Here is a 24,962-nt window from a genome sequence, read left to right as displayed (position 1 = left end):
ATAAGGCTTCCTCCTTCATTAAAAAGTGAATAACTAGTACTAATTTATCATTTTTTCATATAGTTTTCCACAGAAAGAGCAGAAAAAATTTTTTATTTGAGATTATCCACAAAATTAAGAGAGAAAAAAACAAAAAAAATCACAACGAGGAAAAATACTTATCCACATCACTAATCAACAGGTGGATAAGTGTGTATTAAAGACAGAAATCCCAGGTGGGTTGTGGATAAAAAATCTTTGATTATCAAGGAGTTAAGCATTCAATTCACAGATAAATGACTGTTTGTGGATTATTTTTTTTACAGGTGTTTATTCTGTGTAAAAAACCCTAAAAAATAATTGTGGATAAATCTTGTGTATAACTTTTTCCACAAACGAATCACACGAAAAAAAACTAAACTGTGGAAAAATAGAATGCATAAATCCAGAAGTTTCCTTTCATTTTATATTGACAAATTACCTTGATTGTCGTTATACTATCAAAGTATGTCTGTGTTTTAACAGTAGATAAGAAATTTTGGAGGTGGAATACATGAAAAGAACATACCAACCAAATAAACGTAAACGTCAAAAAGTTCACGGATTCCGTAAACGTATGAGTACTAAAAATGGCCGTCGTGTTTTAGCAAGCCGTCGCCGTAAAGGAAGAAAAGTTCTTTCAGCTTAAGCCACTGGGGTTTCAGTGGTTTTTTTTATGCCCTTTTTTAGGGAAAAGCTGAAAGAATAAAGAGAAATATGTTATGATTATGGACGTAAGTGAAAGATAGAAAAGGAAAGAAAACGAATGAGAAAAGCGTATCGAGTCAAAAAAGAACGAGAGTTTCAAAACGTATTCCATACAGGAACGTCATTTGCTAATCGTAAATTTGTCGTTTACCGCTTAGAAAAAAAAGACCAGCCACATTTTCGTGTCGGGCTTTCAGTAGGTAAAAAAGTGGGCAATGCAGTATGTCGCAATGAGGTAAAACGTAAGATTCGTGCGGCGGTCTATTCTGTAAAAGAACAGATCAATCCGGAATTGGATTTTATCGTGATTGCAAGACCAAGTGTCAAGGGACTAACTTACGATGAGATTCGTTCCAATCTAGTCCATGTCTTAAAACTTGCAAAAATAATCGATAGAGAGGAAAAGAGTAAGTGAAGAAATACAAACGTTTACTTTTGATGGCAGGCATTATCAGTCTAGTCGTTGTCTTATCCGGTTGTGGAACTGGAGAAGTAAGTGCACAAAGCACAGGAATTTGGGATCGCTACATCGTTTATTATTTTGCAGAAGCGATCAAGGCATTGTCATTTGGAAATGCAGGGATTGGGATTATTTTATTCACTTTGATCATTCGTGTGATCTTGATGCCGTTGATGCATTTTCAAACCAAGAGTATGCGAAAAACCCAAGAACTTCAACCAAAATTAAAAGCACTACAACAAGAATATAGTTCAAAAGATCCTGAGACACAAAGTAAGTTACGTGAAGCGCAACAACGTTTATATGCGGAAAATAATGTGAACCCATATGCTGGTTGTTTACCGTTGTTAGTACAGATGCCGATTTTGATGGCGTTATGGCAATCGATTTCACGTGTGCCTGAATTAAAACAAGGAAACTTTTTATGGTTAAATCTAGGAACAGCAGATCCAACCTTTATTTTACCGATCCTTGCTGCGGTATTTACTTTTGCAAGTACGTATCTAAGTAGCATGAGTCAAATTGAATCAAATGCATCAATGAAGATCATGAATTTTGTGATGCCTGTGATGATCTTAGTTATGGGGGTCAACTTAGCAAGTGGTCTTTCATTATATTGGGTAATATCTAATGCTTTCCAAGTCGTTCAAACATTACTAATCAATAATCCATTTAAGATTAGAAAAGAGCGAGAAGAAGAAGCTCAACGTATTCGTGAAAAAGAACGTGCGTTGAAAAAAGCCATGAGTCCGAAGAAAAAACGTAAAAAATAAGGGAGGGAATGCTAATGCCGATTTATGAAGCTGCGACAATTGATGAAGCAATCCAACTTGGTTTAAACGATTTAGGATTGGATAAAGAGCAAGTTGAAATTGAGATACTAGATGAAGGTAAGAAAGGATTTCTGGGGATCGGGCGTAAGAATGCTCGTCTTAAGATCGAACCTTCAATTAGTGAAACTGTTTCAGAAGCAATTGAAGAAACGGTAGAAGAAGTTTTAGAAGAACCTTTAGAAAAAACGATAGAAGAAACTGAAACCATTGAAGTCTTCACAGAAGACCAACCAGAAGAAGTAGAAACCAGTGAATTAGGCGATGAAGCAGCTTTAACGGAATTAGCAGTCTATCTCACGGATATTACCAAGCAATTAGATGCGCCAGCTTTAGTAAAAATGACCCGCGAAGCAAATACCGTCGTTTTTCAATTAGATACACAAAAACAAGGGATTTTAATTGGCAAACACGGCAAAACATTAAATGCTTTACAGTATTTAGCACAAGTTTTCATTCACCGTGTTGCTAAAAATAAACTATCTGTAGTAGTAAACGTTGGTAATTATCGTGAAAAAAGACAAGAAATCATTCAACGCTTAGCAGATCGTACTGCCGAAAAAGCAATTAAATCCGGTCAACCAGTCTTCTTAGAACCAATGCCGGCATTTGAGAGAAAACAAATCCATGCGGCATTAAGCAAGAATGAATATGTGAAAACTCATTCTGAAGGAGACGAACCTTATCGTTATCTAGTAGTAGAACCTGTAAAAAAACGATTATAAACACTAAAAGAGTTTGCTTCATTAACAAATGCTTGTTAATGAAATAATGCTTGATAAATAAGAGAAGTTTAAATCAATGAAGTAGCGAAAAAGTAAACTGATTACTTTTTCGCTACTTTATTTTTGTTGTGTTTTGCAAGAAATCTTTTTTTCTCTGTTTTCTAAAAAAAAGTTTCTTTCTCCAAAATAATCTATGTTACTGTGAATACGACTGGGGGAAAAGGAAGGGAAAAATGGAAGAGAAAAAAAGAAAAAAAATGATAAAAGATATCGAAAAAGCTCGTGAAAAATATGTAAAAAATGAACAAAAGTATATTGCAGAAATGTCGCATGTCTTTAATCAAAAATGGAATTGGACTTCCAATATGCTGGATAATGAGGCTGGAGTAAAATATGATAACCTTATAGAGTATATGTATTTGTATAAAAAGGTAGTTGAAAAAAATCCTGAACAGTTTACAGAAAATGGTAGAGAACGAAAGAACTTAATAAACTCTTTAAACGGTAGTATAGGATGTAGTTACGATAACAAATATTTTAAGCCATGCATGAAAGACTTGGTAAATAATGATCCGGATAGTTTTTTAGTTATACCAATCATGTATAACCGAAGAGCAGGCGATGTTCATAGTGTCAGCCTGCTTATTCAAAAAGAAGACGATAAAATTAAAGTGCGCGTTTGTAATAAAGGAGGTCAACTTGTACCTAATGAAGCGCCAAATGTTGATGGAAAAATTTCTCTTGAGCATTTAAATAAAATAGCGTCGTTTTATCAATGGGAAAACTGGAATGATTTTTCCGATAAAGAGAAATTAGACCTTTGGAAAGGCGTTAGTAAGGAGGATAAAGCAGAATTTGTAGAGAGTTTCGCAGCAGTAGAAAAATTGTGGGTAGATCTGGATACCAAACAATTAAAATCAATCTATGTATATGAGTTTGAAGAATCAAAAGAAAACATAGAAGCCATTTCAAAAGCTGTTCGTATAGGAAGATATGCTCCTACATGGCGAGATTTTTTAAGTTTGTCCCGAAAAGAAGGTGTGAGCTTTGGAAGCTTTTTTCAAGATAAATATAATTTGTTTTTTCATAAGACAACAGAATTTCCGTTAAAAGAGCTTCATCATCATGCATCAGAATGTAAGTTTGAAAATTATGTTGCAAGGTCACAAATGACAGGGGCATGTATCGTAAAAAATATAGGATTAGCATTCAAATATACACTAGGTTATAAAACTAAGGCAATTATTAAAGACAAAGAGTATGATCAATGTAAACAAATTGAGGGTATGGATGAAATGCTGCTAAAAGTTGCTAAAGATGAGGTCAAGAACCAGAGTTATAGTGATTTACTTGATCAGAATTACGCGTTTTTTCTTAAAAATAAAAAAGAATTGGCGCAAGAGACGCCAAGAATGAAAATAGTAAAAAAAGAGTTGTTAATAGATGTTGTAAATGAAGCTGGAGAAAAAGTTGGAGACGTGCTTACAAACCAGTTTCTTATAAATCAGGAAGATGTTAAAAACGAGTTACATAATAGAAAAACGGGTGAAGAATACCTGAGAAAAGTTGCTGCTGTAAATAAAAATGAATCAAAATCTAGTCCTGAAGCTAAGAAAAGAATTAATACTATAATTAAAAAATTTTCAAAAAAGAAAAAAGCAGAAAGATCAAACTCTGGATTGGAAATATCAAGTTCTGGATTAGAAAGATAGAGGTAAATCCTGCATGAATAGGGATAAAATAAATGTCGTTTTATCCTATAGTTGAAAATTCATTCAATCATACATAGAAGATCAGTTATATTGAGAAAAACAAAATTTAATGGTTGATATGCGTGGTTCTTTTTAGGAATCACATTGACAAACTTTTTTAAACAAAGTATATTTTATTAGAAATCATTCTTATCGGAGTATACGATGCTTAAGTAGTCTTACTTTGATAGAAAAAGCACATGGAGGTTAGCCTTCGTGTGTTTTTTTGTAGAACTGAGATGAGATAGCGATTTGTTTTGAATGGCTATTTTTTATGTTGAATAGTCGTGAAAAGGAACGCGACGATACAAAGGATGAAATAAAAAGAATGTACAATATCCTCAAATCAGAATGAATGTATAAATGAAAAAATTTTTACGATATTGTAAAAAAGAAGAAGTTGTCAGAGTTCTCTATTTTCAATACTTGTGTCTTGTAACTAAATATGATAACCTATGTTCAGAATTTAATCATGGACAAGCAGTCAAAGTGCGAAGTTCACCATTTATTGTAAAGGGTGAAGTGGGCACTTTTTTTGTGCGTAAAATTAAAAAGGGAGTGAAAAAATGGCTGAAATTACTTTAGAATTTGATACGATTGCTGCAATTTCTACCCCACCAGGAGAAGGAGCGATCAGTATTGTTCGACTTAGTGGAGACCAAGCGGTAGCTTTAGCAGATAAAGTCTATCGTTGTGGCAAGAAAAGCTTATTGGAAGTACCTAGTCATACGATTCATTATGGGCATATTACTGATCCGAAGAATGAACAGATCATTGATGAAGTGATGGTTTCTGTTATGTTAGCACCTAAAACATTTACTCGTGAAGATGTCGTTGAAATCAATTGTCATGGTGGGATCGTAGTCGTAAATCAAATTTTACAACTGCTATTACGAGAAGGAGCAAGACTAGCTGAACCTGGAGAATTTACAAAAAGAGCTTTCTTAAATGGTCGTGTAGATCTTTCTCAAGCAGAAGCCGTGATGGATTTAATTCGGGCGAAAACGGACAAAGCAATGGGCTTAGCTTTAAATCAATTAGATGGCAATCTTTCTTCGTTGATTCGTTCATTAAGACAAGAGATCTTAGAAACATTAGCACAAGTAGAAGTCAATATCGATTATCCTGAATACGATGATGTGGAAGAATTGACTACACGATTATTGCTTGAAAAAGCGACGATGATCCAACAAAGGATCCAAGCTTTACTTGCTACATCGAAACAAGGAAAAGTCTTGCGTGAAGGATTAAGTACAGCTATCATCGGTCGTCCAAATGTCGGAAAATCAAGCTTGTTGAATCACTTATTGCGAGAAGAAAAAGCAATTGTAACAGATATTGCGGGAACGACACGAGATGTCATCGAAGAATACGTGAACGTTCGTGGTGTACCATTGAAATTAATTGATACAGCAGGAATCCGTGAAACAGAAGATCTCGTTGAACAGATCGGAGTAGAAAGAAGTCGAAAAGCATTATCTGAATCGGATTTGATTTTACTGGTCTTGAATCAAAGTGAGCCACTGACCAGAGAAGACGAGCAGCTTTTAGAAGCTACTAAGGGTTTGAAACGGATTGTACTTTTAAATAAAACAGATTTGCCGCAAAAGTTAGAAAAAGAAGAACTTGATCAATGGTTAGAAGATGAACCAGTGTTTGCCGTTTCTGTGGCTAAAAATGATGGTTTAAATCAATTAGAAACAGCTATCGCTGACTTATTCTTTGGTGGGCAAACCGGTGAAAGAGATGCTACGTATGTATCAAATACCAGACATATTGCTCTACTTGAAAAAGCATCAATTTCATTAGCAGAAGTAGTTGCTGGGATTGAAGCAGGTATGCCTGTAGATCTTGTTCAAATCGATATGACACGCTGTTGGGACTACTTAGGGGAAGTCGTTGGAGACAGTGTACAAGATGAATTAATCACTCAATTATTCAGTCAATTCTGTTTAGGAAAATAAAAGGAGGAAATGTACTTGAATCATTATCAAGCAGATACTTATGACGTCATCGTTGTAGGGGCAGGACATGCTGGTTCAGAAGCAGCGTTGGCTGCAGCCAGAATGGGCTCAAAAACGTTATTACTAACTATCAATCTAGACATGGTAGCGTTCATGCCATGTAACCCTTCAGTCGGAGGACCAGCAAAAGGTGTCGTAGTGAGAGAAATCGATGCTCTTGGTGGCGAAATGGGTAAAAATATCGATAAAACGTACATTCAAATGAGAATGTTAAACACAGGAAAAGGGCCTGCTGTGCGTGCTTTAAGAGCGCAAGCAGACAAGCATGCTTATTCCGCAGAAATGAAGCACACAATAGAAAAAGAACCTAATTTGACGTTGCGTCAAGGAATCGTCGAAGAATTAATCGTCGAAGAGGGTGTTTGTCGAGGTGTGGTGACATCAACTGGCGCTTGCTACCAAGCAAAAGCTGTTGTTATTACTGCTGGTACAGCTTTACGAGGCGAGATCATCATTGGAGAATTGAAGTATTCATCTGGACCAAATAATTCACAGCCTTCTGTTGGATTAGCTAATAATCTAAAAGAATTAGGTTTTGCGATTGATCGTTTCAAAACAGGAACACCTCCTCGGGTTAAATCAAGTACGATTGATTATTCAGTGACTGAAGAGCAACCTGGCGATAAAGAACCAAATCATTTTAGTTTTAGCACGCCAGATAGTGCGTACAACTTAGAACAAGAATCTTGCTGGTTGACTTATACCGGTGAAACGACTCATAAAATCATACGTGATAACTTGCATCGTGCACCGATGTTTACTGGAATCGTTGAAGGTGTGGGCGCTCGCTATTGTCCATCGATTGAAGATAAGATCGTACGTTTTGCAGATAAACCAAGACATCAATTGTTTTTAGAACCAGAAGGCTTGCATACGGAAGAAGTATACGTTCAAGGATTATCGACTTCATTACCAGAAGATGTCCAAGTGGATATGCTACACTCTATCGCAGGACTGGAAAAAGTTGAAATGATGCGTACGGGATATGCGATCGAATATGACGTTGTTGAACCCCATCAATTACGTCCAACGCTCGAAACGAAAGTCATCGAAAACCTTTATACTGCAGGTCAAACGAATGGGACTAGTGGTTATGAAGAAGCAGCGGGCCAAGGGCTGATTGCTGGAATCAATGCAGCGCTCAAAGTCCAAGGAAAAGAGCCTTTGATCATCAAACGCAGTGACGGTTATATTGGTGTTATGATTGATGACCTAGTGACTAAAGGAACCAATGAACCTTATCGCTTGCTCACTTCACGTGCTGAATATCGTTTATTATTGCGTCATGACAATGCAGATCTACGTTTGACGGAGATGGGACACCAAGTAGGTTTAGTCAAAGAAGACCAATACCAAGCTTATCTGAAAAAGAAAGCTGCTGTTGAAGCAGAAATTAAACGTTTGATGACTGTCCGGATCAAACCGACAGAAGAAGTCCAAGCATTTTTGGCAACTATCAATGCTGCGCCATTAAAAGACGGGGTTTTAGCGAGTGACTTTTTGAAGCGACCTGAAATTAGCTACAGCGATTTAATGTTGTTTATTCCGGAAAATGAAGCATTGACAGCGAAAGAAATTGAACAAGTTGAAATTCAGATCAAGTACGAAGGATACATTAAAAAAGCACTTGAAAAAGTAGAAAAATTAAAACGAATGGAAGCCAAAAAAATACCAGAAAATATCGACTACGCAGCAATCAATGGGTTGGCTACAGAAGCAAAACAAAAACTACAAAAAATCCAACCAGAAACCATTGCTCAAGCTAGCCGTATCAGTGGTGTAAACCCCGCTGATCTAAGTATTTTGATGGTCTACATCGAACAAGGGAAGATTGCGAAAGTGGAAAACCTCTGATTTACGGTTTTCCAGAAGTAGCTACATTGGAAAATTAGCCGAAGATTTCCAAAAATAGGAGGAACTATTTTTGGATTCTCCGGCTTATTTCTCAGAGCTAGATACTCCTGTTGGAATCTCTAGAAGATAGTTTTTTTTTCGTCTTTTTAGCAACGATACCAGTAAAGAGAAATCTTAGCACCATCAATGGACAGGAGGTATTTTGCTTTTTGTCCATTTTTTGATGGCGTAAATTTACTTTTTTCAGGACACAATTCAATTGGATAGGTTGAGCTAGAATTGATGGGAAATTACCTCGTAATTCTCGAGTCCCTCCTATTTATAGATTGAGCCAAAAATTTGAGAAGCATCAAGTAGGTAACAATCAACAGCAAAAACTAGTGTTTGTGTTTTCTGTCAATTTCTGGAAATTCTTTCTTATTTCTCGATGTTAAACACTTTTGTTTCAACCCCCACTTAATTTTTTATGAAAAATAAAGAAATTGTTGTTATACTAAATGATGTTGATAGAAACGAGAGCGAAACATTGGAGCCTCAACATCTAAATAAAGATAGAAGAAAGGAGCGATTGGTTGTTCAAAACTTATTTTCGTTTTAATAAGATTCAAGATAACCCATTTCGTATCATGAACCTTATGCTATTGATTTTTATCGTACTATGGTTAGGATACATAAACCAGAATTTCTTGATTTCAAGTTTTTCTTCATTAGGGATCTTTACTTTTTTCTATTATCAAAATATACCCATGAAACATTTAATTAAGCGCATGTTTTTCATTGGTTGTGGACTTTTATTTGCTTTTGTATTAGGAATGTTATCAACCTATGTTTTATGGTTGGAACCTTTTGCTGTAGCTGTAGTGGCTTTTGCCAGCCGGTTTATTTTGCGGTTGTTCCATATTTCAAAACCAGGTGGCTTATTTTTTGCGATGCTTTCGGCGATGGGAACAAGTATGCAGTTACCGATTGATCATTTGCCAATGGTTTCTCTTTATTTTTTCATGGGGGTCATGTTTTCATTGATCGCTGCAGTTATCACCAAGTTACTTGATTCACGTCCAGAACAAGTCATTGAACAAATCTCTTTAAAAGAGAGATTCCAAGAAGAACCGTTAGTGATCATTGATTCTGTTTTCTACAGTGTTGCTTTATTTCTTTCCGTCTATATTAGTCACGGATTGCAGTTGCACAATCCTTACTGGTTAACTCTTTCTTGTGCTTCTATTCTTTTAGCTGAGAATTTGGATGCAATGAAACATCGGCAAGTACAATATTTGATTGGTTCCATGGGGGGCTTATGTGTGTCGGCTGTTTTATCCTTTGTACCATTTACTCAGTTACAAACGATTTTTCTGATCACTTTTCTTTACGGTATCTCACAATTTTTGGTTGCTAGAAATTATGCGGTTGCCAACATTTTTCTTAATCCGATGGCACTGATGTTATCGACACTAATTCGTGGGGCATACTTGATATCCTTGATCGAATATCGCTTTTTGGGAATCGTTATCGGAAGTTTTATTGGTTTAGGTGCTGCATGGGTCATGACCGTTGGGTTACAGCACTATCTCAATGTTGTGCGAAGAAAATTAGAGACAAAATAATAAATAAAAGTATATACAAAAAAAAAGCCAGTTCGTTTTTGAAGTGAGGATCAAAGACGAGCTGATTTTTTTAACCCATACATTTGATATGTGTTCATTTTTTGTTTAAATTTGAATAAAAAATCAACTAGCGTTAAAAATTAGAGATAACCTAGTTAAGGCATTTATTTTTTTTTAATTACTTACATATAGAAGGATGTGTACTTCCTAGTGCTTCCTTTTTAATTTTTTAAAACCTCCTATAAATTTAACGGTAGAAAGATTGCAACTCGATTCATTTTGCGTTAAAGTAAAAAAGAGATTTCGTGAAACAATTGCTGTTTCACAATGAAAGGATTAATTATGACACCAGAAGAATTTCGTCAAGCATTGGCAGATAAAGACATCCATTTATCTGATCAACAAATGAGTCAATTTGAACGTTACTATCAGTGGTTAGTTGAGTGGAACGAAAAAATGAATTTAACAGCCATCACGGAAAAAAATGACGTTTATTTGAAGCATTTCTATGATTCATTAACGTTAGCTTTTGAGGTGGACTTTTCTCAGCCTCTTTCACTTTGCGACGTAGGTTCAGGCGCAGGTTTTCCGAGTATCCCACTGAAAATTGCGTTTCCTAACTTACAGATCACGATCGTTGATTCACTGAATAAACGAATCAATTTCTTAACGGAATTAACAAAAGAACTTGGTATCACAGCGGCACTTCATCACGATCGTGCCGAGACATTTGGTCAAAATCCTCAATTCCGAGCTTCATTTGACTTAGTGACTGCTCGCGCTGTAGCAAGATTGAATGTTTTAGCAGAACTATGTTTGCCTCTAGTGAAACAAGAAGGATACTTTTATGCGCTGAAAGCTGCAAAAAGCGAAGAAGAACTAATAGAAGCCAAGCATGCGATCGCAATCTTAGGGGGAAAGTTTATCAAAGAAGATGCGATAGAATTACCGAAAATATCTGACAAGCGACATATTTTGGTAATCCAAAAGAAGAAAGTCACCCCGAAAAAATACCCAAGAAAACCTGGTATGCCAAATAAGCAACCAATCAAGTAGGAGGAGAAGAGATGGCACAAATAATATCTGTTGCAAACCAAAAAGGTGGCGTAGGTAAAACGACGACCACTGTTAACTTAGGTGCTTGCTTAGCTAGTCTTGGTAAAAGAGTCTTGTTAGTGGATATGGATGCACAAGGCAATGCCACAAGTGGTGTCGGTATTCGAAAACCAGATGTTACTCAAGATATTTATGATGTCTTAGTCAATGAGCTACCGATTGCCGAAGCAACTCTTGTTACCGAACATGAAAATTTGAGTATTGTGCCTGCCACTCTTCAATTAGCAGGAGCAGAAATCGAATTAACTTCAATGATGGCCAGAGAGTCTCGCTTGAAAGGTTCTTTAGCCGAAGTGAACGATCAATATGATTATATTCTGATTGATTGCCCACCTTCATTAGGTCATTTGACTATTAATTCATTTACAGCTAGCGATTCTATTCTGATCCCAGTGCAATGTGAATATTATGCATTGGAAGGATTGAGTCAATTACTCAATACAGTTCGTTTAGTTCAAAAGCATTTCAATCCAGAATTGGAGATTGAAGGCGTCTTACTTACAATGTATGATGCACGTACGAACTTAGGAAATGAAGTCGTGGAAGAAGTCCGAAAGTATTTCCGTGAGAAGGTCTATGAAACGATTATTCCAAGAAATATTCGTCTTTCAGAAGCACCAAGTCATGGAATGCCGATCATTGATTATGATCCACGTTCTAGAGGAGCTGAAGTTTACCAAGCATTGGCAAAGGAAGTGGTTAACCGTGAAGAAAAGTAAAGGATTAGGACGAGGGATCGATGCGTTATTTCAAGATTTAGAGAATTTAGAAACTGTGGATGTTGAAGATGAAACAGTTGTGCAATTACCACTAAACGAATTACGCCCTAACCCTTATCAACCACGTAAAACATTTGAAGAAGTCTCGCTTCAAGAATTGGCAAACTCCATTGAGCAATCAGGCGTGTTTCAACCGATTATCGTCCGTCGTTCGGCAGTAAAAGGATATGAAATCATTGCTGGTGAACGTCGTTTCCGAGCTTCTAAGTTAGCAGAAAAAGCGACCATCCCTGCAATTGTTCGTGACTTTGATGAAGAAGCAATGATGCAAGTCGCTGTTTTGGAAAACTTGCAACGTGAAGACTTGAATCCATTAGAAGAAGCTGAAGCCTATGATATGCTGATGAAAAATCTTAAACTTACGCAAGCAGAAGTGGCGAAACGCTTAGGTAAAAGTCGTCCATATATCGCAAACTATCTCCGTCTGTTAACGTTACCTGATTTAGTGAAGGAAATGGTCCAAGATCAACGATTATCGATGGGACAAGCTCGTACCTTATTAGGTCTAAAAAACAAAAGTTTGATTCTAAAATTAGCGAATCGAGCAGTTATGGAAAATCTAACGGTTCGTCAGTTGGAACAAATTGTTTCGCAATTAAATCAAAACGATGGGAAAGAAAAAAAGAAAATCCCTCGACTAGCAAAAGAAAAGCCTTATTATATACGTGAAAGTGAAGACCGCTTGATGGATAAGTTTGGTACAAGTGTTGCTATCCAAGAAAAAGACGGTAAAGGAAAGATTGAAATTGAGTACCTTTCGCAAAATGATTTGACAAGAATCCTTGATATCCTTAATATTCAATTCGATGAAGAATAAGTAATAGGAAAGAAGCGTTCAATTCAGACCAATCAACCTTAATTTTTACGATCACTATATGAATATCAAAAAGACGTGGGAACCGTTCTTAAGAGAAATGACTAAAGGAGGGGACTTTTATGTACGACTTACATGATATTGTTGAAATGAAAAAACCTCATGCTTGTCAGACCAACCGTTGGGAAATCATCCGCATGGGAGCGGACATCAAAATCAAATGCGTCAATTGCGGGCACATCGTTATGATGACTCGTCGAGAATTTGAGAAAAAATTAAAAAAAGTACTTGAAAAAAATGCAGAGAAAGAGTGAATAAATCTATGGCATTAACTGCTGGAATTGTTGGATTACCCAATGTCGGTAAATCAACTTTATTTAACGCAATCACCAAAGCTGGAGCAGAAGCAGCGAACTATCCTTTTGCAACCATTGATCCGAATGTAGGAATGGTAGAAGTTCCCGATTGGCGTTTACAACGCTTAACTGAACTTGTTCATCCTAAAAAAACCGTGCCAACAACATTTGAATTTACGGATATTGCAGGAATCGTTAAAGGTGCAAGTAAAGGGGAAGGCTTGGGAAATCAATTTCTAAGTCATATCCGCCAAGTTGATGCGATTTGTCATGTGGTCCGTTGTTTCGATGATGACAACATCACACATGTTGAAGGACGAGTTGACCCATTAGCGGATATTGATACGATCAATCTAGAATTAGTATTGGCAGATCTGGAATCGATCACTAAACGCTATACTCGAGTAGCAAAAATCGCAAAAACGAAAGACAAAGATGCAGTTGCTGAATTAGCTGTTTTAGATAAAATCAAGCCAGTCCTGGAAGAAGGACGTTCAGCTCGCTCTATCGAATTTACGGACGAAGAACAAAAAATCGTTAAATCATTGTTTTTATTGACTACCAAACCAATCTTATATGTAGCAAACGTTGCAGAAGATGAAGTAGCAGATAGCGATACGAATCACTACGTTCAAGCTGTACGTAATTTCGCTGCCGAAGAAAATGCAGAAGTTATCGTAGTCAGCGCACGTGCAGAGGAAGAAATTGCTGAACTAGACGAAGAAGATAAAGCAGAATTCTTAGAAGCTTTAGGAATTGAAGAGTCTGGATTAGATCAATTAATTCGTGCAGCTTATGATTTGCTAGGATTAGCTACGTACTTTACAGCAGGAGAACAAGAAGTTCGGGCTTGGACATTTAAAAAAGGCATCAAAGCACCTCAAGCAGCTGGGATTATCCATTCAGACTTTGAGCGTGGATTTATCCGTGCGGAAACTGTTTCTTTTGAAGATCTAGATCATTATGGAAATATGCATGCTGCCAAAGAAGCTGGCCGTGTTCGTCTAGAAGGTAAAGACTATGTAGTCCAAGATGGCGACGTTATGTTATTCCGTTTTAATGTATAAAAGGGCTATCAAACGATACGTATAGTATGTTAGAATGTCTTTTGTGACAACCGTTAAAGTAGCGGCTAAGGAGGACTATTTAGATCATGGAATCAGAACAATTACGTGAAATTGTAAAAGAAAACAATCAATTAGAAGAAAAATTAACTAAAAGAAACCAACAATATATTTTTGACTTAAAAAAATCTTTAGAAGCAGCTAATCTATCCGAAGAGGAAAAGGTAAAAGCACTTCATGACATCCTTCCAACCTTAGTGTCTGAACAAAAAGGTGGAAAAACAGCCAGACAATTATTTGGAACTGTCTCTGAAAGAACTGAAGCAATTATCAACAAACCAGTTGAAGCAAAGGTAAATTCTAAACCACTATTGATGTGGCTAGACAATACATTCCTGTTATTAGGTTTGTTGAGTATCATGATTGCTATTACCGGATTGTTTTCACGTGGAACAACGCCAGCTTATGGAATCACAACTTTGGTCTTTGGATCAGCTGTTGGTGGTTGGGTATTTTACCTGATGTATAAATACATTTATCAATATGAGTATCCGGGAGCAGATCGTAGTAAAAAGCCAGGTATGGGTAAAACATTGTTGATCTTAACTGGAACTACATTGGTCTGGGTGGTTGCCTTTTCCGCTACCACACTTCTTCCTCCAGTACTGAATCCGTTGTTAGATCCAGTAGTTATCATCATTATTGGGGCTGCTGCACTAGCTTTGCGTTATTACATGAAGAAAAAATATGGAATCGTTGGAAGTTTATCTGTACCTAGAAGATAATTCGTTAAAGTACGATTCGATGTATATCAATGATGAGGGATCATTATTTGAAACAGTTGTTTGTTTTGAATAGTGGTCTCTTATTTTTTATGGAGAAATGGTTAAAACAGATAGAACAAAAATTTGAGAAACTTGGTAAATTTAATCAGTAGCTCCTCTTAAAAGAGTTTCTCGTTATTAACCATATATGACTTGTGATGGAAGCGCTTATAATAAGGATATTCTTAGAAACAGTGTGGATTATGGGAAGACGGTTGACTTAATAGAAAAAATCGATTATTTTAATAGATAAACTAAAAACTAGAGGAGTGGTACTAAAAATGTCCAACTGGGAAACAAAGTTCACGAAAAAAGGGTTTACTTTCGATGATGTCTTACTGATACCAGCAGAAAGTCACGTGTTACCAAACGAAGTGGATATGAGTGTACAATTAGCAAAAAATATTAAGTTGAATATCCCGATCATCAGTGCAAGTATGGACACTGTAACTGATAGTAAGATGGCTATTGCGATGGCTAGACAAGGTGGATTAGGTGTTATTCATAAAAATATGACAATTAGTCAACAAGCAGACGAAGTGCGCAAAGTCAAACGTTCTGAAAGTGGTGTGATCATTGATCCATTTTTCTTAACACCGCAACATCTTGTAGCAGATGCAGAAGAATTGATGAGCAAATATCGAATTAGCGGTGTACCGATCGTTGAGACTTTAGAAAACAGAAAACTTGTTGGTATTATTACGAACCGTGACATGCGCTTTGTAACTGATTATCATATGGAAATCAATGATGTGATGACCAAAGAAAACTTAGTAACAGCCCCAGTCGGTACTTCTCTAAAAGACGCAGAAAAAATATTGCAAAAACATAAAATTGAAAAATTACCAATCGTTGACAATGATGGTTGTTTAAGTGGATTGATCACAATCAAAGATATTGAAAAAGTAATTGAATTTCCGAATGCTGCCAAAGATGAACATGGACGTCTACTTGTAGCTGCTGCTGTCGGTGTTACAAGTGATACATTTGAGCGTGCAGGTGCCTTGTTGGAAGCAGGAGCAGATGCGATCGTTATTGATACAGCACATGGTCATAGTGCTGGAGTGATTCGTAAAATCCAAGAAATTCGTTCTACCTTTAAAGATGCTACTTTGATTGCCGGTAACGTAGCGACAGCGGAAGCAACAAAAGCATTATATGATGCGGGTGTGGATGTCGTAAAAGTCGGTATCGGACCAGGATCAATTTGTACAACACGTGTGGTTGCCGGTGTAGGTGTACCACAATTAACAGCAATTTATGATGCTGCTTCTGTCGCACGACAATATGGCAAAGCAATTATTGCTGATGGCGGAATCAAATATTCAGGTGATATCGTCAAAGCATTAGCTGCTGGAGGACATGCCGTCATGTTAGGTAGTATGTTGGCCGGTACAGATGAATCTCCAGGTGAATTTGAGATTTTCCAAGGCCGACGTTTTAAAACTTATCGTGGTATGGGTTCATTGGGCGCAATGGAAAAAGGTTCAAAAGATCGTTATTTCCAAGGTAGCGTCAATGAAGCGAATAAATTAGTACCAGAAGGAATCGAAGGACGTGTGGCCTACAAAGGAAGCGTTGCGGATATTATCTTCCAAATGATCGGTGGATTAAAATCTGGTATGGGTTATGTTGGGGCAGGCAACTTGAAACAATTGCGTGACGAAGCACAATTCATCCAAATGAGTGGCAATGGGTTGAAAGAATCCCATCCACATGATGTCCAAATCACAAAAGAAGCACCTAACTATTCAGTAGAATCTTAATCAATTAAGGGAAAAAGACTCAACATATTCTGCTTTAGGAGTCAAGTGAATATTCGAAATAAGTAGAATACTTAGAGCATTGTTTTTAAAGTAAAAAAGTCGTCAATCTTAAAATTTGTTTTTCTAAATTTTAAGATTGATGACTTTTTTTCGTCTGACTATGTTGTTTTTGCTCAATATCCAAATAAGAGTGACCACTAAGCCGCTGTTGTATAAATTTAAACCACTGTGAAGTTGAGCGGTTAAGGAGCTAATAAGCATTTTTTACGATAAATTTATTAAAAAAATTATGTTTTAATAACAAATTTTTGTTTTTTTTAGTTAAATTACTATATAGTTAAGATTTTTTAATATGTTAGAATATATCTGAGTTATATTTATATTTTGTTATTTTATGATAGTAAGGAGTTTATAAGATGATAAAAAGAGTAGTTATAACTGGAAGGGGAACTATCTCTTCTTCTGGAAAAAATGCAGAAGAGTTATGGACAAATGTGAGTAATGGTATTTCTGGGATAAAAAAAATAGAAGCAGAGGAATTTAGTAATTTAGAAACAAGGATTGGTGGAGTTATTTCTGATTATGCGATTGACCAGTATCTTAATCAAAAAGAGATCAAGAGAACAGATCGTTTCACTCATTTTTCAGTAATTAGTTCTATGCAAGCGCTATCTGAAGCGGGTTTTGATCATAAGGATTTTGATTTGGAAAAATGTGGCGTTATGATTGGTACAGGAATAGGTGGTATTCACTCTTTAATTGAAAATCAAAACATTATGGAAAAGAAAGGAAGTAATCGTGTTTCTCCTTTAGTAGTTCCTAAGTCAATAGGCAATATAGCGGGAGGTTTCGTATCAATTAAGACTGGATTTAAAGATGTGACTTTGTGTCCTATTTCAGCTTGTGCTTCGGGAAATCAAGCGATAGGAGAAGCATTTCTTAGAATTAAATATGGGCTAAGTGAAGCAATACTTGCAGGTGGAGCAGAAGCTTCGATTGTACCTATTGCTTTTGCTGGGTACAACCAAATGCAAGCTTTATCTACGAGGAATGAGCAACCGAATTTAGCTTCGAAACCTTTTGACAAAAATAGGGATGGCTTTGTCATGTCAGAAGGAGCTGGGATCGTTTTTTTAGAAGAATTCGAACATGCAAGATCACGCGGAGCGAAAATTTTAGGTGAAATTATCGGATACGGGATGACTTCAGATGCTTATCATATGACTACACCTCATTCAGAAGGAGCCAGTCGTGCCATCCAAAAAGCACTTGAAATGGGGAAAATTAGTGCGAATGAAATTGATTATATAAATGCGCATGCAACAGGTACTAAAGTTGGAGATATTAGTGAAAGTCGAGCAATCAAAAAGGTTTTTGGAAAGCATGCTGAACAATTATTGATTAGCTCTACAAAGTCCTCAACAGGACATCTATTAGGTGCAGCAGGAGGCATTGAAGCAGTGATTAGCTTGAAAGCGATGGAGTATAATATTTTACCACCAACTATTAACCTGACAGAACCCGATGAAGATTGTGATTTGAATTATATTCCCAATAATAAAATTCATCATCAAGCAAATATTATTCTTTCAAATGGTTTTGGCTTTGGTGGGCATAATACTTCTATAATTATAAGAAAATTATAAAAAAGCCGGTAAATTACAGAACTTCTGAACAAGAAGAGAGTGGGGCAATAGTCCTTTTTAAAAAGAAAATAAACATATTAAGATTAGTGAGCCTGGGACAAAACTTGTCTCAGGCTCTTCTAGTATCTCTAAAAACGAATAAACGGCGTTCAAGAAGCAACTCCTCAACAATAAGCGAGGAGCTGACCGCTTATTTCATGACCTCTTTATATAAATAAGACAAGGTGTCTACTTTATCACTTTTAAATTTCCCATGTAAGGAACTAATACTTCTGGAACAGTCACTGATCCATCTTCATTTTGGTAGTTTTCAAGGATCGCTGCGACAGTTCGGCCGACTGCAAGTCCTGAACCATTCAGTGTATGAGCATAGTGGATTTTTCCGTCTGCATCACGGTAACGGATCATTGCGCGTCGTGCTTGGAAATCTTCACAGTTTGAACATGAGCTGATTTCACGATATGTTTCTTGTGCAGGGATCCATACTTCTAAGTCATATGTTTTGGCAGCAGAGAAGCCCATATCTCCAGTAGATAATGCTACTACACGGTAAGGTAAATGTAATTTTTGTAGAATATCTTCAGCATCGGCTGTCATTTTTTCTAGCTCATCATAAGAATGTTCTGCATCAGAGAATTTGACCATTTCTACTTTATTAAATTGGTGTAAACGAATCAATCCTCGAGTATCACGGCCGGCACTCCCTGCTTCCGAACGAAATGCGGGACTAAGAGCAGTGAAATAAATCGGTAAATCTTGTCCATCTAAGATCTCATCGTTGTAATAGTTTGTTAATGGAACTTCCGCTGTTGGGATCAATGTCAAATCTGTATCTTCTAATTGGAAAACATCTTCTTTAAACTTAGGAAATTGCCCAGTTCCGAACATAGCCCGACTATTTACGATATAAGGAGTAATCATTTCTGTATAGTCATGTTCATAGATGTGTTGATCTAGCATAAAGTTATAAACGGCACGTTCTAAGCGAGCACCTAATCCTTTATAGTAAACAAAACGACTTCCAGAAACTTTTGCCCCTCTTTCAAAGTCTAAGATACCTAAGTTTTCAGCGATTTCCCAATGTGGTTTCGGTTCAAATGAAAAATTACGAGGCGTATTCCAACGACGAACTTCCACGTTGTCCTCTTCGTCTTTTCCAACAGGTACAGAATCATCTGGTAAATTTGGTAAGGTAGTCGCAATTTGATGTAACTTTTCATCTACTTGCGCTACTTCTTCATCAAGGGCTTTAATGTTGCCCCCAACTTCTTTCATTTCATTGATTTTAGCTGTTGCATCTTCTTTGTTCCGCTTTAATTGCGCAATTTCTGCTGAAACATCATTACGATATTTTTTTAATTCTTCCGTTTTAACAAGTAATTTTCGACGACTTTCATCTAATTCCATAAATTCAGCTAAGGTTTCTTTTTTGACCCCACGAGTCATTAATTTTTCTTGGACATAATCAAAATTTTGACGCATCATTTTTACATCTAACATTGCAATTCCTCCTTAAATATAATAAAAAAAGACCAATCCATCCTCAATTATCTTGGGACGAATCGGTCTAACATTCGCGGTACCACCCGAGTTCAACATATAAATATGCTGCTCTTGTTAACAGATAACGGCTGTTTTACCGACCTTTCTTATTTCGAAAGGTACACATCAAAGAACTGGAACTTCCAACTTATTTTTTGCTGATTTACACCATCCATCAGCTCTCTTGAAAAAAATAAAATGTACTGGGTTCTGTGCTATATAGATATGATATATAGAAATGATTGTAATAAGAATATCGGATATTTTAATTTTCGTCAATATGTTCCTGACTTTTGATTGGTAATTTTTCATTTCTTTTTATTGGAAGATGCATGATGAATGAAGTCCAGTGTTTATCAGATTTAGCATAAATATAACCACCATGTAAAGCAACGATACTTTGAGCAATGGCTAAACCTAAACCTGTCCCACCGGTTTCTTGTGAACGAGACTCTTCTACTCGGTAAAAGCGGTCAAAAAGATTATCAATTGATTCTCGAGGAATCATAGCTCCATTGTTTTTAACTGTCGCAACGACTTCTGAGCCAACTTTTTCGACTTCAATGACAATTTTTGTAGCGCCTTTGCCGTATTTTAAAGCATTCGTCAGTAAATTATTAAAGACACGAACTAGTTTTTCGGTGTCTCCATCCATAGTTAATGATGGAACCTGTGATGATACAAGGATTTGGATATGCTTTTTTGAGGCTTCTAATTCAAAATCAGCAGCTAGTTGTTCAATTAGCTGGATCAGATCAAAAGCCGAAAAATTGACCGGAACAGCTGGTTGTCTGACTTTAGTATACTCAAAAAGATCATCCACTAGTAATTTCATTTGTTTTGCTTTGATATAAGCTGTATGGGTATACTTCAAAAGATCCTCTTTTGTTTGATACTGGCCATCTTCGATTAATCCTAAGTAACCAATAATAGAGGTTAAAGGGGTACGGATATCGTGACTCACATTAGTAATCAATTCATCTTTTGATTTTTCAATTTTCCGTTCATCTTCGATCGCAGCTACTGTACTATCGACTAAACCATTAATGCTTGTTACTACACGACTAAGATCACCTGTTAATTCAAAAGGGATTCGATGGTCATAATTACCATTAGCGATATAGTGAAGCTCGCTAATAATATGACGTAGTTGCATTTGTCGGTAGCGACGGATCAACCGCCAGTATAATACGCCGATATCTAAAAGAAAGAAAAGGGGAATCAGAAAATTTCGGCCGTTCCAAAATAAATCACTATTCAATCGTTGAGCAAAAATATTTTTTGAATCCCAAATCGCATTAGTCAATGAAGGGGAACTACTAATTATTGAAGTAAGGACAACCAAAATCGCAACATTTAATAGTAGAAGGAGAATCACGGTGATAATACCTTCTGCTAATAACTCACTGATTTCCTTAGAAGTTAGATTGATTCGTCGCCGTTTTTCTGTTCCTCTTTTTTTATCTTGCATCAATTTTATAGCCCACTCCCCAAACGGTTTGAATGACTTTTTCTCCACCAGTTGCTTCTTCGATCTTATCTCTCAAATGACTAACATGGACCATAACAGTTTTTGCGGAAACAATACTTTCTTGTTTCCATACACGCTCAAAGATTTCATCTGCACTGAACACACGATTAGGATGACTTGCTAATAAGTATAGAATCCCAAATTCTAATGCTGTGAGCTGAATCTCTTTCCCATCAATTGTTTTTACTTCATGGGAATCTTTGTTAATAATCAAAGAGTTTACTTCTAATATATCCGGTTGATCCGGTGTGATTTGCATTTTTGTTCGACGAAGCAAAGATTTTACGCGTGCCATAACTTCTAAAGGATTAAATGGTTTTGTAACATAATCATCAGCACCAGCAACAAGCCCTTTAATTTTATCCATATCGGTTGTTTTTGCTGTCAACATGATAATAGGTATTTGCGATTCCTTTCGTAATTCTTTAACGACCTGCATGCCATCCATTTCAGGCATCATAATATCCAAAATCAATAACTCAATATCAGGTATCGTTCGAATCTTTGATAATGCTTCTTTCCCATCATAAGCCTTAACAGCTTCGTATCCTTCATTGTGAACATAAATACTTAGTAATTCAACAATTTCTTTATCATCATCAGCAATTAATATTTTCATAGATTGTTCCTCCAGAGTTAGAATGATACTATTTACTATTCATTCTAGCAAAAAAATGTCTAAATAGATAAAAGCAACACTTTGTTAAGGAAAATTTTAGAAGGTAAGAGCTAAGTGAAGTGGCTCATTAATAGAAAACTGAACAATCACAGTGCTGAGAAGGCTATCATTAATGAAAAACTGGTTAAAAGCGAACGTTTTTCACTTATAGGATTAGAACGATCGATTACGCTAAAAATGTTGATAAAACAGCTTTTTTCTTATTGACTTTTATTTTTGCTGTTGGTATATTATTATTTGTTCGAAAGAGCAAAGATCGCTAGTGAAAATAGTTAAAATAAACTGTTGACAGAGGGATCACACCATGATAAGATAACTGAGTCGTAAAAAAACGACAGCTTACGAAGCTTGATTCTATCGAAAAAAACTTCAAAAAAGTTGTTGACAAATAACAAACGACGAGTTATGATAAATGAGTTGCTGAAACACTTCTGAAAAACGAAGTTAAAAAACTTTTGAAAAAAGAGTTGACAAATAAACGTCACTCTGATATGATATAAAAGTTGCTACGGCAATCTCAACTGATTAGCATTTAATCAAGTAGACCTTTGAAAACTGAACAAAGCAAAGACAAACCAAATGTGTAGGGCGTCTTGATTGATTCAAGACAACAAACATTTTTAACAAGCAAGCAATATGCTAGCAAACAATTGAGCTTAACGATCGTAAGATTGTTCGAACTTTTTATGAGAGTTTGATCCTGGCTCAGGACGAACGCTGGCGGCGTGCCTAATACATGCAAGTCGAACGCTTCTTTTTCCACCGGAGCTTGCTCCATCGGAAAAAGAGGAGTGGCGAACGGGTGAGTAACACGTGGGTAACCTGCCCATCAGAAGGGGATAACACTTGGAAACAGGTGCTAATACCGTATAACAATCGAAACCGCATGGTTTTGATTTGAAAGGCGCTTTCGGGTGTCGCTGATGGATGGACCCGCGGTGCATTAGCTAGTTGGTGAGGTAACGGCTCACCAAGGCGACGATGCATAGCCGACCTGAGAGGGTGATCGGCCACATTGGGACTGAGACACGGCCCAAACTCCTACGGGAGGCAGCAGTAGGGAATCTTCGGCAATGGACGAAAGTCTGACCGAGCAACGCCGCGTGAGTGAAGAAGGTTTTCGGATCGTAAAACTCTGTTGTTAGAGAAGAACAAGGATGAGAGTAACTGTTCATCCCTTGACGGTATCTAACCAGAAAGCCACGGCTAACTACGTGCCAGCAGCCGCGGTAATACGTAGGTGGCAAGCGTTGTCCGGATTTATTGGGCGTAAAGCGAGCGCAGGCGGTTTCTTAAGTCTGATGTGAAAGCCCCCGGCTCAACCGGGGAGGGTCATTGGAAACTGGGAGACTTGAGTGCAGAAGAGGAGAGTGGAATTCCATGTGTAGCGGTGAAATGCGTAGATATATGGAGGAACACCAGTGGCGAAGGCGGCTCTCTGGTCTGTAACTGACGCTGAGGCTCGAAAGCGTGGGGAGCAAACAGGATTAGATACCCTGGTAGTCCACGCCGTAAACGATGAGTGCTAAGTGTTGGAGGGTTTCCGCCCTTCAGTGCTGCAGCTAACGCATTAAGCACTCCGCCTGGGGAGTACGACCGCAAGGTTGAAACTCAAAGGAATTGACGGGGGCCCGCACAAGCGGTGGAGCATGTGGTTTAATTCGAAGCAACGCGAAGAACCTTACCAGGTCTTGACATCCTTTGACCACTCTAGAGATAGAGCTTCCCCTTCGGGGGCAAAGTGACAGGTGGTGCATGGTTGTCGTCAGCTCGTGTCGTGAGATGTTGGGTTAAGTCCCGCAACGAGCGCAACCCTTATTGTTAGTTGCCATCATTTAGTTGGGCACTCTAGCAAGACTGCCGGTGACAAACCGGAGGAAGGTGGGGATGACGTCAAATCATCATGCCCCTTATGACCTGGGCTACACACGTGCTACAATGGGAAGTACAACGAGTCGCAAAGTCGCGAGGCTAAGCTAATCTCTTAAAGCTTCTCTCAGTTCGGATTGTAGGCTGCAACTCGCCTACATGAAGCCGGAATCGCTAGTAATCGCGGATCAGCACGCCGCGGTGAATACGTTCCCGGGCCTTGTACACACCGCCCGTCACACCACGAGAGTTTGTAACACCCGAAGTCGGTGAGGTAACCTTTTGGAGCCAGCCGCCTAAGGTGGGATAGATGATTGGGGTGAAGTCGTAACAAGGTAGCCGTATCGGAAGGTGCGGCTGGATCACCTCCTTTCTAAGGAATATTACGGAGACTACACTGTTTGTTTTTCACTTTGTTCAGTTTTGAGAGGTTTACTCTCAAAGAGATATTTTTGTTCATTGAAAACTGGATATTTGAAGTAAATTAGTAATACAAACCGAGAACACCGCGTTGAATGAGTTTTTTAATAAGTTCAATCGCTTATTTTCTTGATCGGACTTCTATCGCTAGAAGAAAGATCAAAACCCAACCGCAAGGTTGATAAGGTTAAGTGAATAAGGGCGCACGGTGGATGCCTTGGCACTAGGAGCCGATGAAGGACGGGACTAACACCGATATGCTTTGGGGAGCTGTACGTAAGCTATGATCCAGAGATTTCCGAATGGGGGAACCCAGCATCTTTTATAGGATGTTACGTTTGCGTGAATACATAGCGCATTCGAGGTAGACGCAGAGAACTGAAACATCTAAGTACCTGCAGGAAGAGAAAGAAAATTCGATTCCCTGAGTAGCGGCGAGCGAAACGGGAAAAGCCCAAACCAATGAGCTTGCTCATTGGGGTTGTAGGACTCCAATATGGTAGTTCTTTCAGATAGTCGAATGACTTGGAAAAGTCAGTCAAAGAGGGTAAAAACCCCGTAGATGAAATTTGGAAGGCACCT

Annotated in this window: 19 protein-coding genes, 2 rRNA genes and 1 other annotated feature (1 of these 22 only partly in view); of the genes, 18 read left to right on the top strand and 3 right to left on the bottom strand. The window is 37.5% G+C overall.

Features of this window, described 5'->3' with window-relative positions; all coding sequences use genetic code 11:
• Positions 1-532: 532 nt before the first annotated feature.
• From rpmH to fabF, 16 genes are all read left to right on the top strand, one after another.
• Complete coding sequence (gene rpmH / locus IGJ27_RS12815; RefSeq protein WP_002293121.1) at positions 533-667, top strand: 50S ribosomal protein L34; 135 nt, start codon at positions 533-535, stop codon at positions 665-667.
• 117 nt (positions 668-784) lie between these two features.
• On the top strand, positions 785-1,141 hold the full coding sequence (rnpA, locus tag IGJ27_RS12810; protein WP_438791709.1) for a ribonuclease P protein component: 357 nt from the start codon (positions 785-787) through the stop codon (positions 1,139-1,141).
• The gene (locus tag IGJ27_RS12805; protein ID WP_010720506.1) at positions 1,138-1,959 is read left to right on the top strand and encodes a YidC/Oxa1 family membrane protein insertase; all 822 of its coding nucleotides are present in this window, start codon (positions 1,138-1,140) and stop codon (positions 1,957-1,959) included. Before rnpA ends, IGJ27_RS12805 begins: the two co-directional genes overlap by 4 nt.
• A 14-nt stretch (positions 1,960-1,973) precedes the next feature.
• Positions 1,974-2,741: an RNA-binding cell elongation regulator Jag/EloR gene (jag, locus tag IGJ27_RS12800; protein WP_063627680.1), complete on the top strand. Its 768-nt coding sequence runs from the start codon at positions 1,974-1,976 to the stop codon at positions 2,739-2,741.
• Between the two features lie 233 nt (positions 2,742-2,974).
• Positions 2,975-4,453, top strand: coding sequence for a hypothetical protein (locus IGJ27_RS12795; protein ID WP_178306284.1), 1,479 nt, complete (start codon positions 2,975-2,977; stop codon positions 4,451-4,453).
• Positions 4,454-5,058: 605 nt separating this feature from the next.
• Positions 5,059-6,456: a tRNA uridine-5-carboxymethylaminomethyl(34) synthesis GTPase MnmE gene (gene mnmE, locus IGJ27_RS12790; protein WP_178306285.1), complete on the top strand. Its 1,398-nt coding sequence runs from the start codon at positions 5,059-5,061 to the stop codon at positions 6,454-6,456.
• 15 nt (positions 6,457-6,471) lie between these two features.
• Positions 6,472-8,370: a tRNA uridine-5-carboxymethylaminomethyl(34) synthesis enzyme MnmG gene (gene mnmG, locus IGJ27_RS12785; protein ID WP_010720510.1), complete on the top strand. Its 1,899-nt coding sequence runs from the start codon at positions 6,472-6,474 to the stop codon at positions 8,368-8,370.
• 572 nt (positions 8,371-8,942) lie between these two features.
• Positions 8,943-9,974, top strand: coding sequence for an FUSC family protein (locus IGJ27_RS12780; RefSeq protein ID WP_034697652.1), 1,032 nt, complete (start codon positions 8,943-8,945; stop codon positions 9,972-9,974).
• Between the two features lie 342 nt (positions 9,975-10,316).
• Complete coding sequence (gene rsmG / locus IGJ27_RS12775) at positions 10,317-11,030, top strand: 16S rRNA (guanine(527)-N(7))-methyltransferase RsmG (RefSeq protein ID WP_010720513.1); 714 nt, start codon at positions 10,317-10,319, stop codon at positions 11,028-11,030.
• A gap of 11 nt (positions 11,031-11,041) precedes the next feature.
• A complete protein-coding gene (locus tag IGJ27_RS12770) occupies positions 11,042-11,809 on the top strand; it encodes a ParA family protein (RefSeq protein ID WP_010736770.1) in 768 nt (255 codons plus the stop codon).
• Positions 11,796-12,686, top strand: coding sequence for a ParB/RepB/Spo0J family partition protein (locus IGJ27_RS12765; RefSeq protein WP_010720515.1), 891 nt, complete (start codon positions 11,796-11,798; stop codon positions 12,684-12,686). Before IGJ27_RS12770 ends, IGJ27_RS12765 begins: the two co-directional genes overlap by 14 nt.
• 119 nt (positions 12,687-12,805) lie before the next feature.
• On the top strand, positions 12,806-12,997 hold the full coding sequence (locus IGJ27_RS12760; RefSeq protein ID WP_010720516.1) for a DUF951 domain-containing protein: 192 nt from the start codon (positions 12,806-12,808) through the stop codon (positions 12,995-12,997).
• Between the two features lie 8 nt (positions 12,998-13,005).
• Positions 13,006-14,106, top strand: coding sequence for a redox-regulated ATPase YchF (gene ychF, locus IGJ27_RS12755; RefSeq protein ID WP_010720517.1), 1,101 nt, complete (start codon positions 13,006-13,008; stop codon positions 14,104-14,106).
• 86 nt (positions 14,107-14,192) lie between these two features.
• Positions 14,193-14,888 carry a DUF1129 domain-containing protein gene (locus IGJ27_RS12750; RefSeq protein ID WP_010720518.1) on the top strand — a complete coding sequence of 232 codons (696 nt, stop codon included), beginning with the start codon at positions 14,193-14,195 and terminating at the stop codon, positions 14,886-14,888.
• Positions 14,889-15,208: 320 nt separating this feature from the next.
• A complete protein-coding gene (guaB, locus tag IGJ27_RS12745; protein ID WP_010720519.1) occupies positions 15,209-16,693 on the top strand; it encodes an IMP dehydrogenase in 1,485 nt (494 codons plus the stop codon).
• Between the two features lie 416 nt (positions 16,694-17,109).
• Positions 17,110-18,339: a beta-ketoacyl-ACP synthase II gene (gene fabF, locus IGJ27_RS12740; RefSeq protein ID WP_178306286.1), complete on the top strand. Its 1,230-nt coding sequence runs from the start codon at positions 17,110-17,112 to the stop codon at positions 18,337-18,339.
• A 228-nt stretch (positions 18,340-18,567) separates the two neighbouring features.
• Here the strand turns inward: fabF and serS are convergent, their stop codons facing one another.
• The 3 genes from serS to IGJ27_RS12725 all read right to left on the bottom strand — a co-directional run bounded on the left by serS (position 18,568) and on the right by IGJ27_RS12725 (position 22,031).
• A complete protein-coding gene (gene serS / locus IGJ27_RS12735) occupies positions 18,568-19,839 on the bottom strand; it encodes a serine--tRNA ligase (protein ID WP_010736769.1) in 1,272 nt (423 codons plus the stop codon).
• 50 nt (positions 19,840-19,889) lie between these two features.
• Positions 19,890-20,102 (bottom strand) — a binding site (T-box leader).
• 44 nt (positions 20,103-20,146) lie between these two features.
• The gene (locus IGJ27_RS12730; RefSeq protein WP_025480278.1) at positions 20,147-21,355 is read right to left on the bottom strand and encodes a sensor histidine kinase; all 1,209 of its coding nucleotides are present in this window, start codon (positions 21,353-21,355) and stop codon (positions 20,147-20,149) included.
• The gene (locus IGJ27_RS12725) at positions 21,342-22,031 is read right to left on the bottom strand and encodes a response regulator transcription factor (protein WP_010736768.1); all 690 of its coding nucleotides are present in this window, start codon (positions 22,029-22,031) and stop codon (positions 21,342-21,344) included. Before IGJ27_RS12725 ends, IGJ27_RS12730 begins: the two co-directional genes overlap by 14 nt.
• A 742-nt stretch (positions 22,032-22,773) precedes the next feature.
• Between IGJ27_RS12725 and IGJ27_RS12720 the strand changes: the two genes are divergently transcribed.
• A 16S ribosomal RNA gene (locus IGJ27_RS12720) occupies positions 22,774-24,333 on the top strand.
• 232 nt (positions 24,334-24,565) lie between these two features.
• A 23S ribosomal RNA gene (locus IGJ27_RS12715) occupies positions 24,566-24,962 on the top strand; it runs 2,517 nt beyond the window's last position.
• Together the 16S and 23S rRNA genes form the textbook arrangement of a ribosomal RNA operon.

The organism is Enterococcus sp. DIV1726a, from assembly GCF_051710985.1.
GTDB classification, from domain to species: domain Bacteria; phylum Bacillota; class Bacilli; order Lactobacillales; family Enterococcaceae; genus Enterococcus_B; species Enterococcus_B hirae.
This window is presented reverse-complemented; position numbering and strand designations above follow the sequence as displayed.

What these genes read in the sequence shown, in the direction of transcription:
- IGJ27_RS12770 (WP_010736770.1), top strand. Translation starts at nt 11,042, where the DNA reads ATGGCACAAATAATATCTGTTGCAAACCAAAAAGGTGGCGTAGGTAAA.
- rsmG (WP_010720513.1), top strand. Translation starts at nt 10,317, where the DNA reads ATGACACCAGAAGAATTTCGTCAAGCATTGGCAGATAAAGACATCCAT.
- fabF (WP_178306286.1), top strand. Translation starts at nt 17,110, where the DNA reads ATGATAAAAAGAGTAGTTATAACTGGAAGGGGAACTATCTCTTCTTCT.
- IGJ27_RS12760 (WP_010720516.1), top strand. Translation starts at nt 12,806, where the DNA reads ATGTACGACTTACATGATATTGTTGAAATGAAAAAACCTCATGCTTGT.
- IGJ27_RS12795 (WP_178306284.1), top strand. Translation starts at nt 2,975, where the DNA reads ATGGAAGAGAAAAAAAGAAAAAAAATGATAAAAGATATCGAAAAAGCT.
- IGJ27_RS12750 (WP_010720518.1), top strand. Translation starts at nt 14,193, where the DNA reads ATGGAATCAGAACAATTACGTGAAATTGTAAAAGAAAACAATCAATTA.
- jag (WP_063627680.1), top strand. Translation starts at nt 1,974, where the DNA reads ATGCCGATTTATGAAGCTGCGACAATTGATGAAGCAATCCAACTTGGT.
- IGJ27_RS12725 (WP_010736768.1), bottom strand. Translation starts at nt 22,031, where the DNA reads ATGAAAATATTAATTGCTGATGATGATAAAGAAATTGTTGAATTACTA.
- rnpA (WP_438791709.1), top strand. Translation starts at nt 785, where the DNA reads ATGAGAAAAGCGTATCGAGTCAAAAAAGAACGAGAGTTTCAAAACGTA.
- mnmE (WP_178306285.1), top strand. Translation starts at nt 5,059, where the DNA reads ATGGCTGAAATTACTTTAGAATTTGATACGATTGCTGCAATTTCTACC.
- rpmH (WP_002293121.1), top strand. Translation starts at nt 533, where the DNA reads ATGAAAAGAACATACCAACCAAATAAACGTAAACGTCAAAAAGTTCAC.
- serS (WP_010736769.1), bottom strand. Translation starts at nt 19,839, where the DNA reads ATGTTAGATGTAAAAATGATGCGTCAAAATTTTGATTATGTCCAAGAA.
- guaB (WP_010720519.1), top strand. Translation starts at nt 15,209, where the DNA reads ATGTCCAACTGGGAAACAAAGTTCACGAAAAAAGGGTTTACTTTCGAT.
- ychF (WP_010720517.1), top strand. Translation starts at nt 13,006, where the DNA reads ATGGCATTAACTGCTGGAATTGTTGGATTACCCAATGTCGGTAAATCA.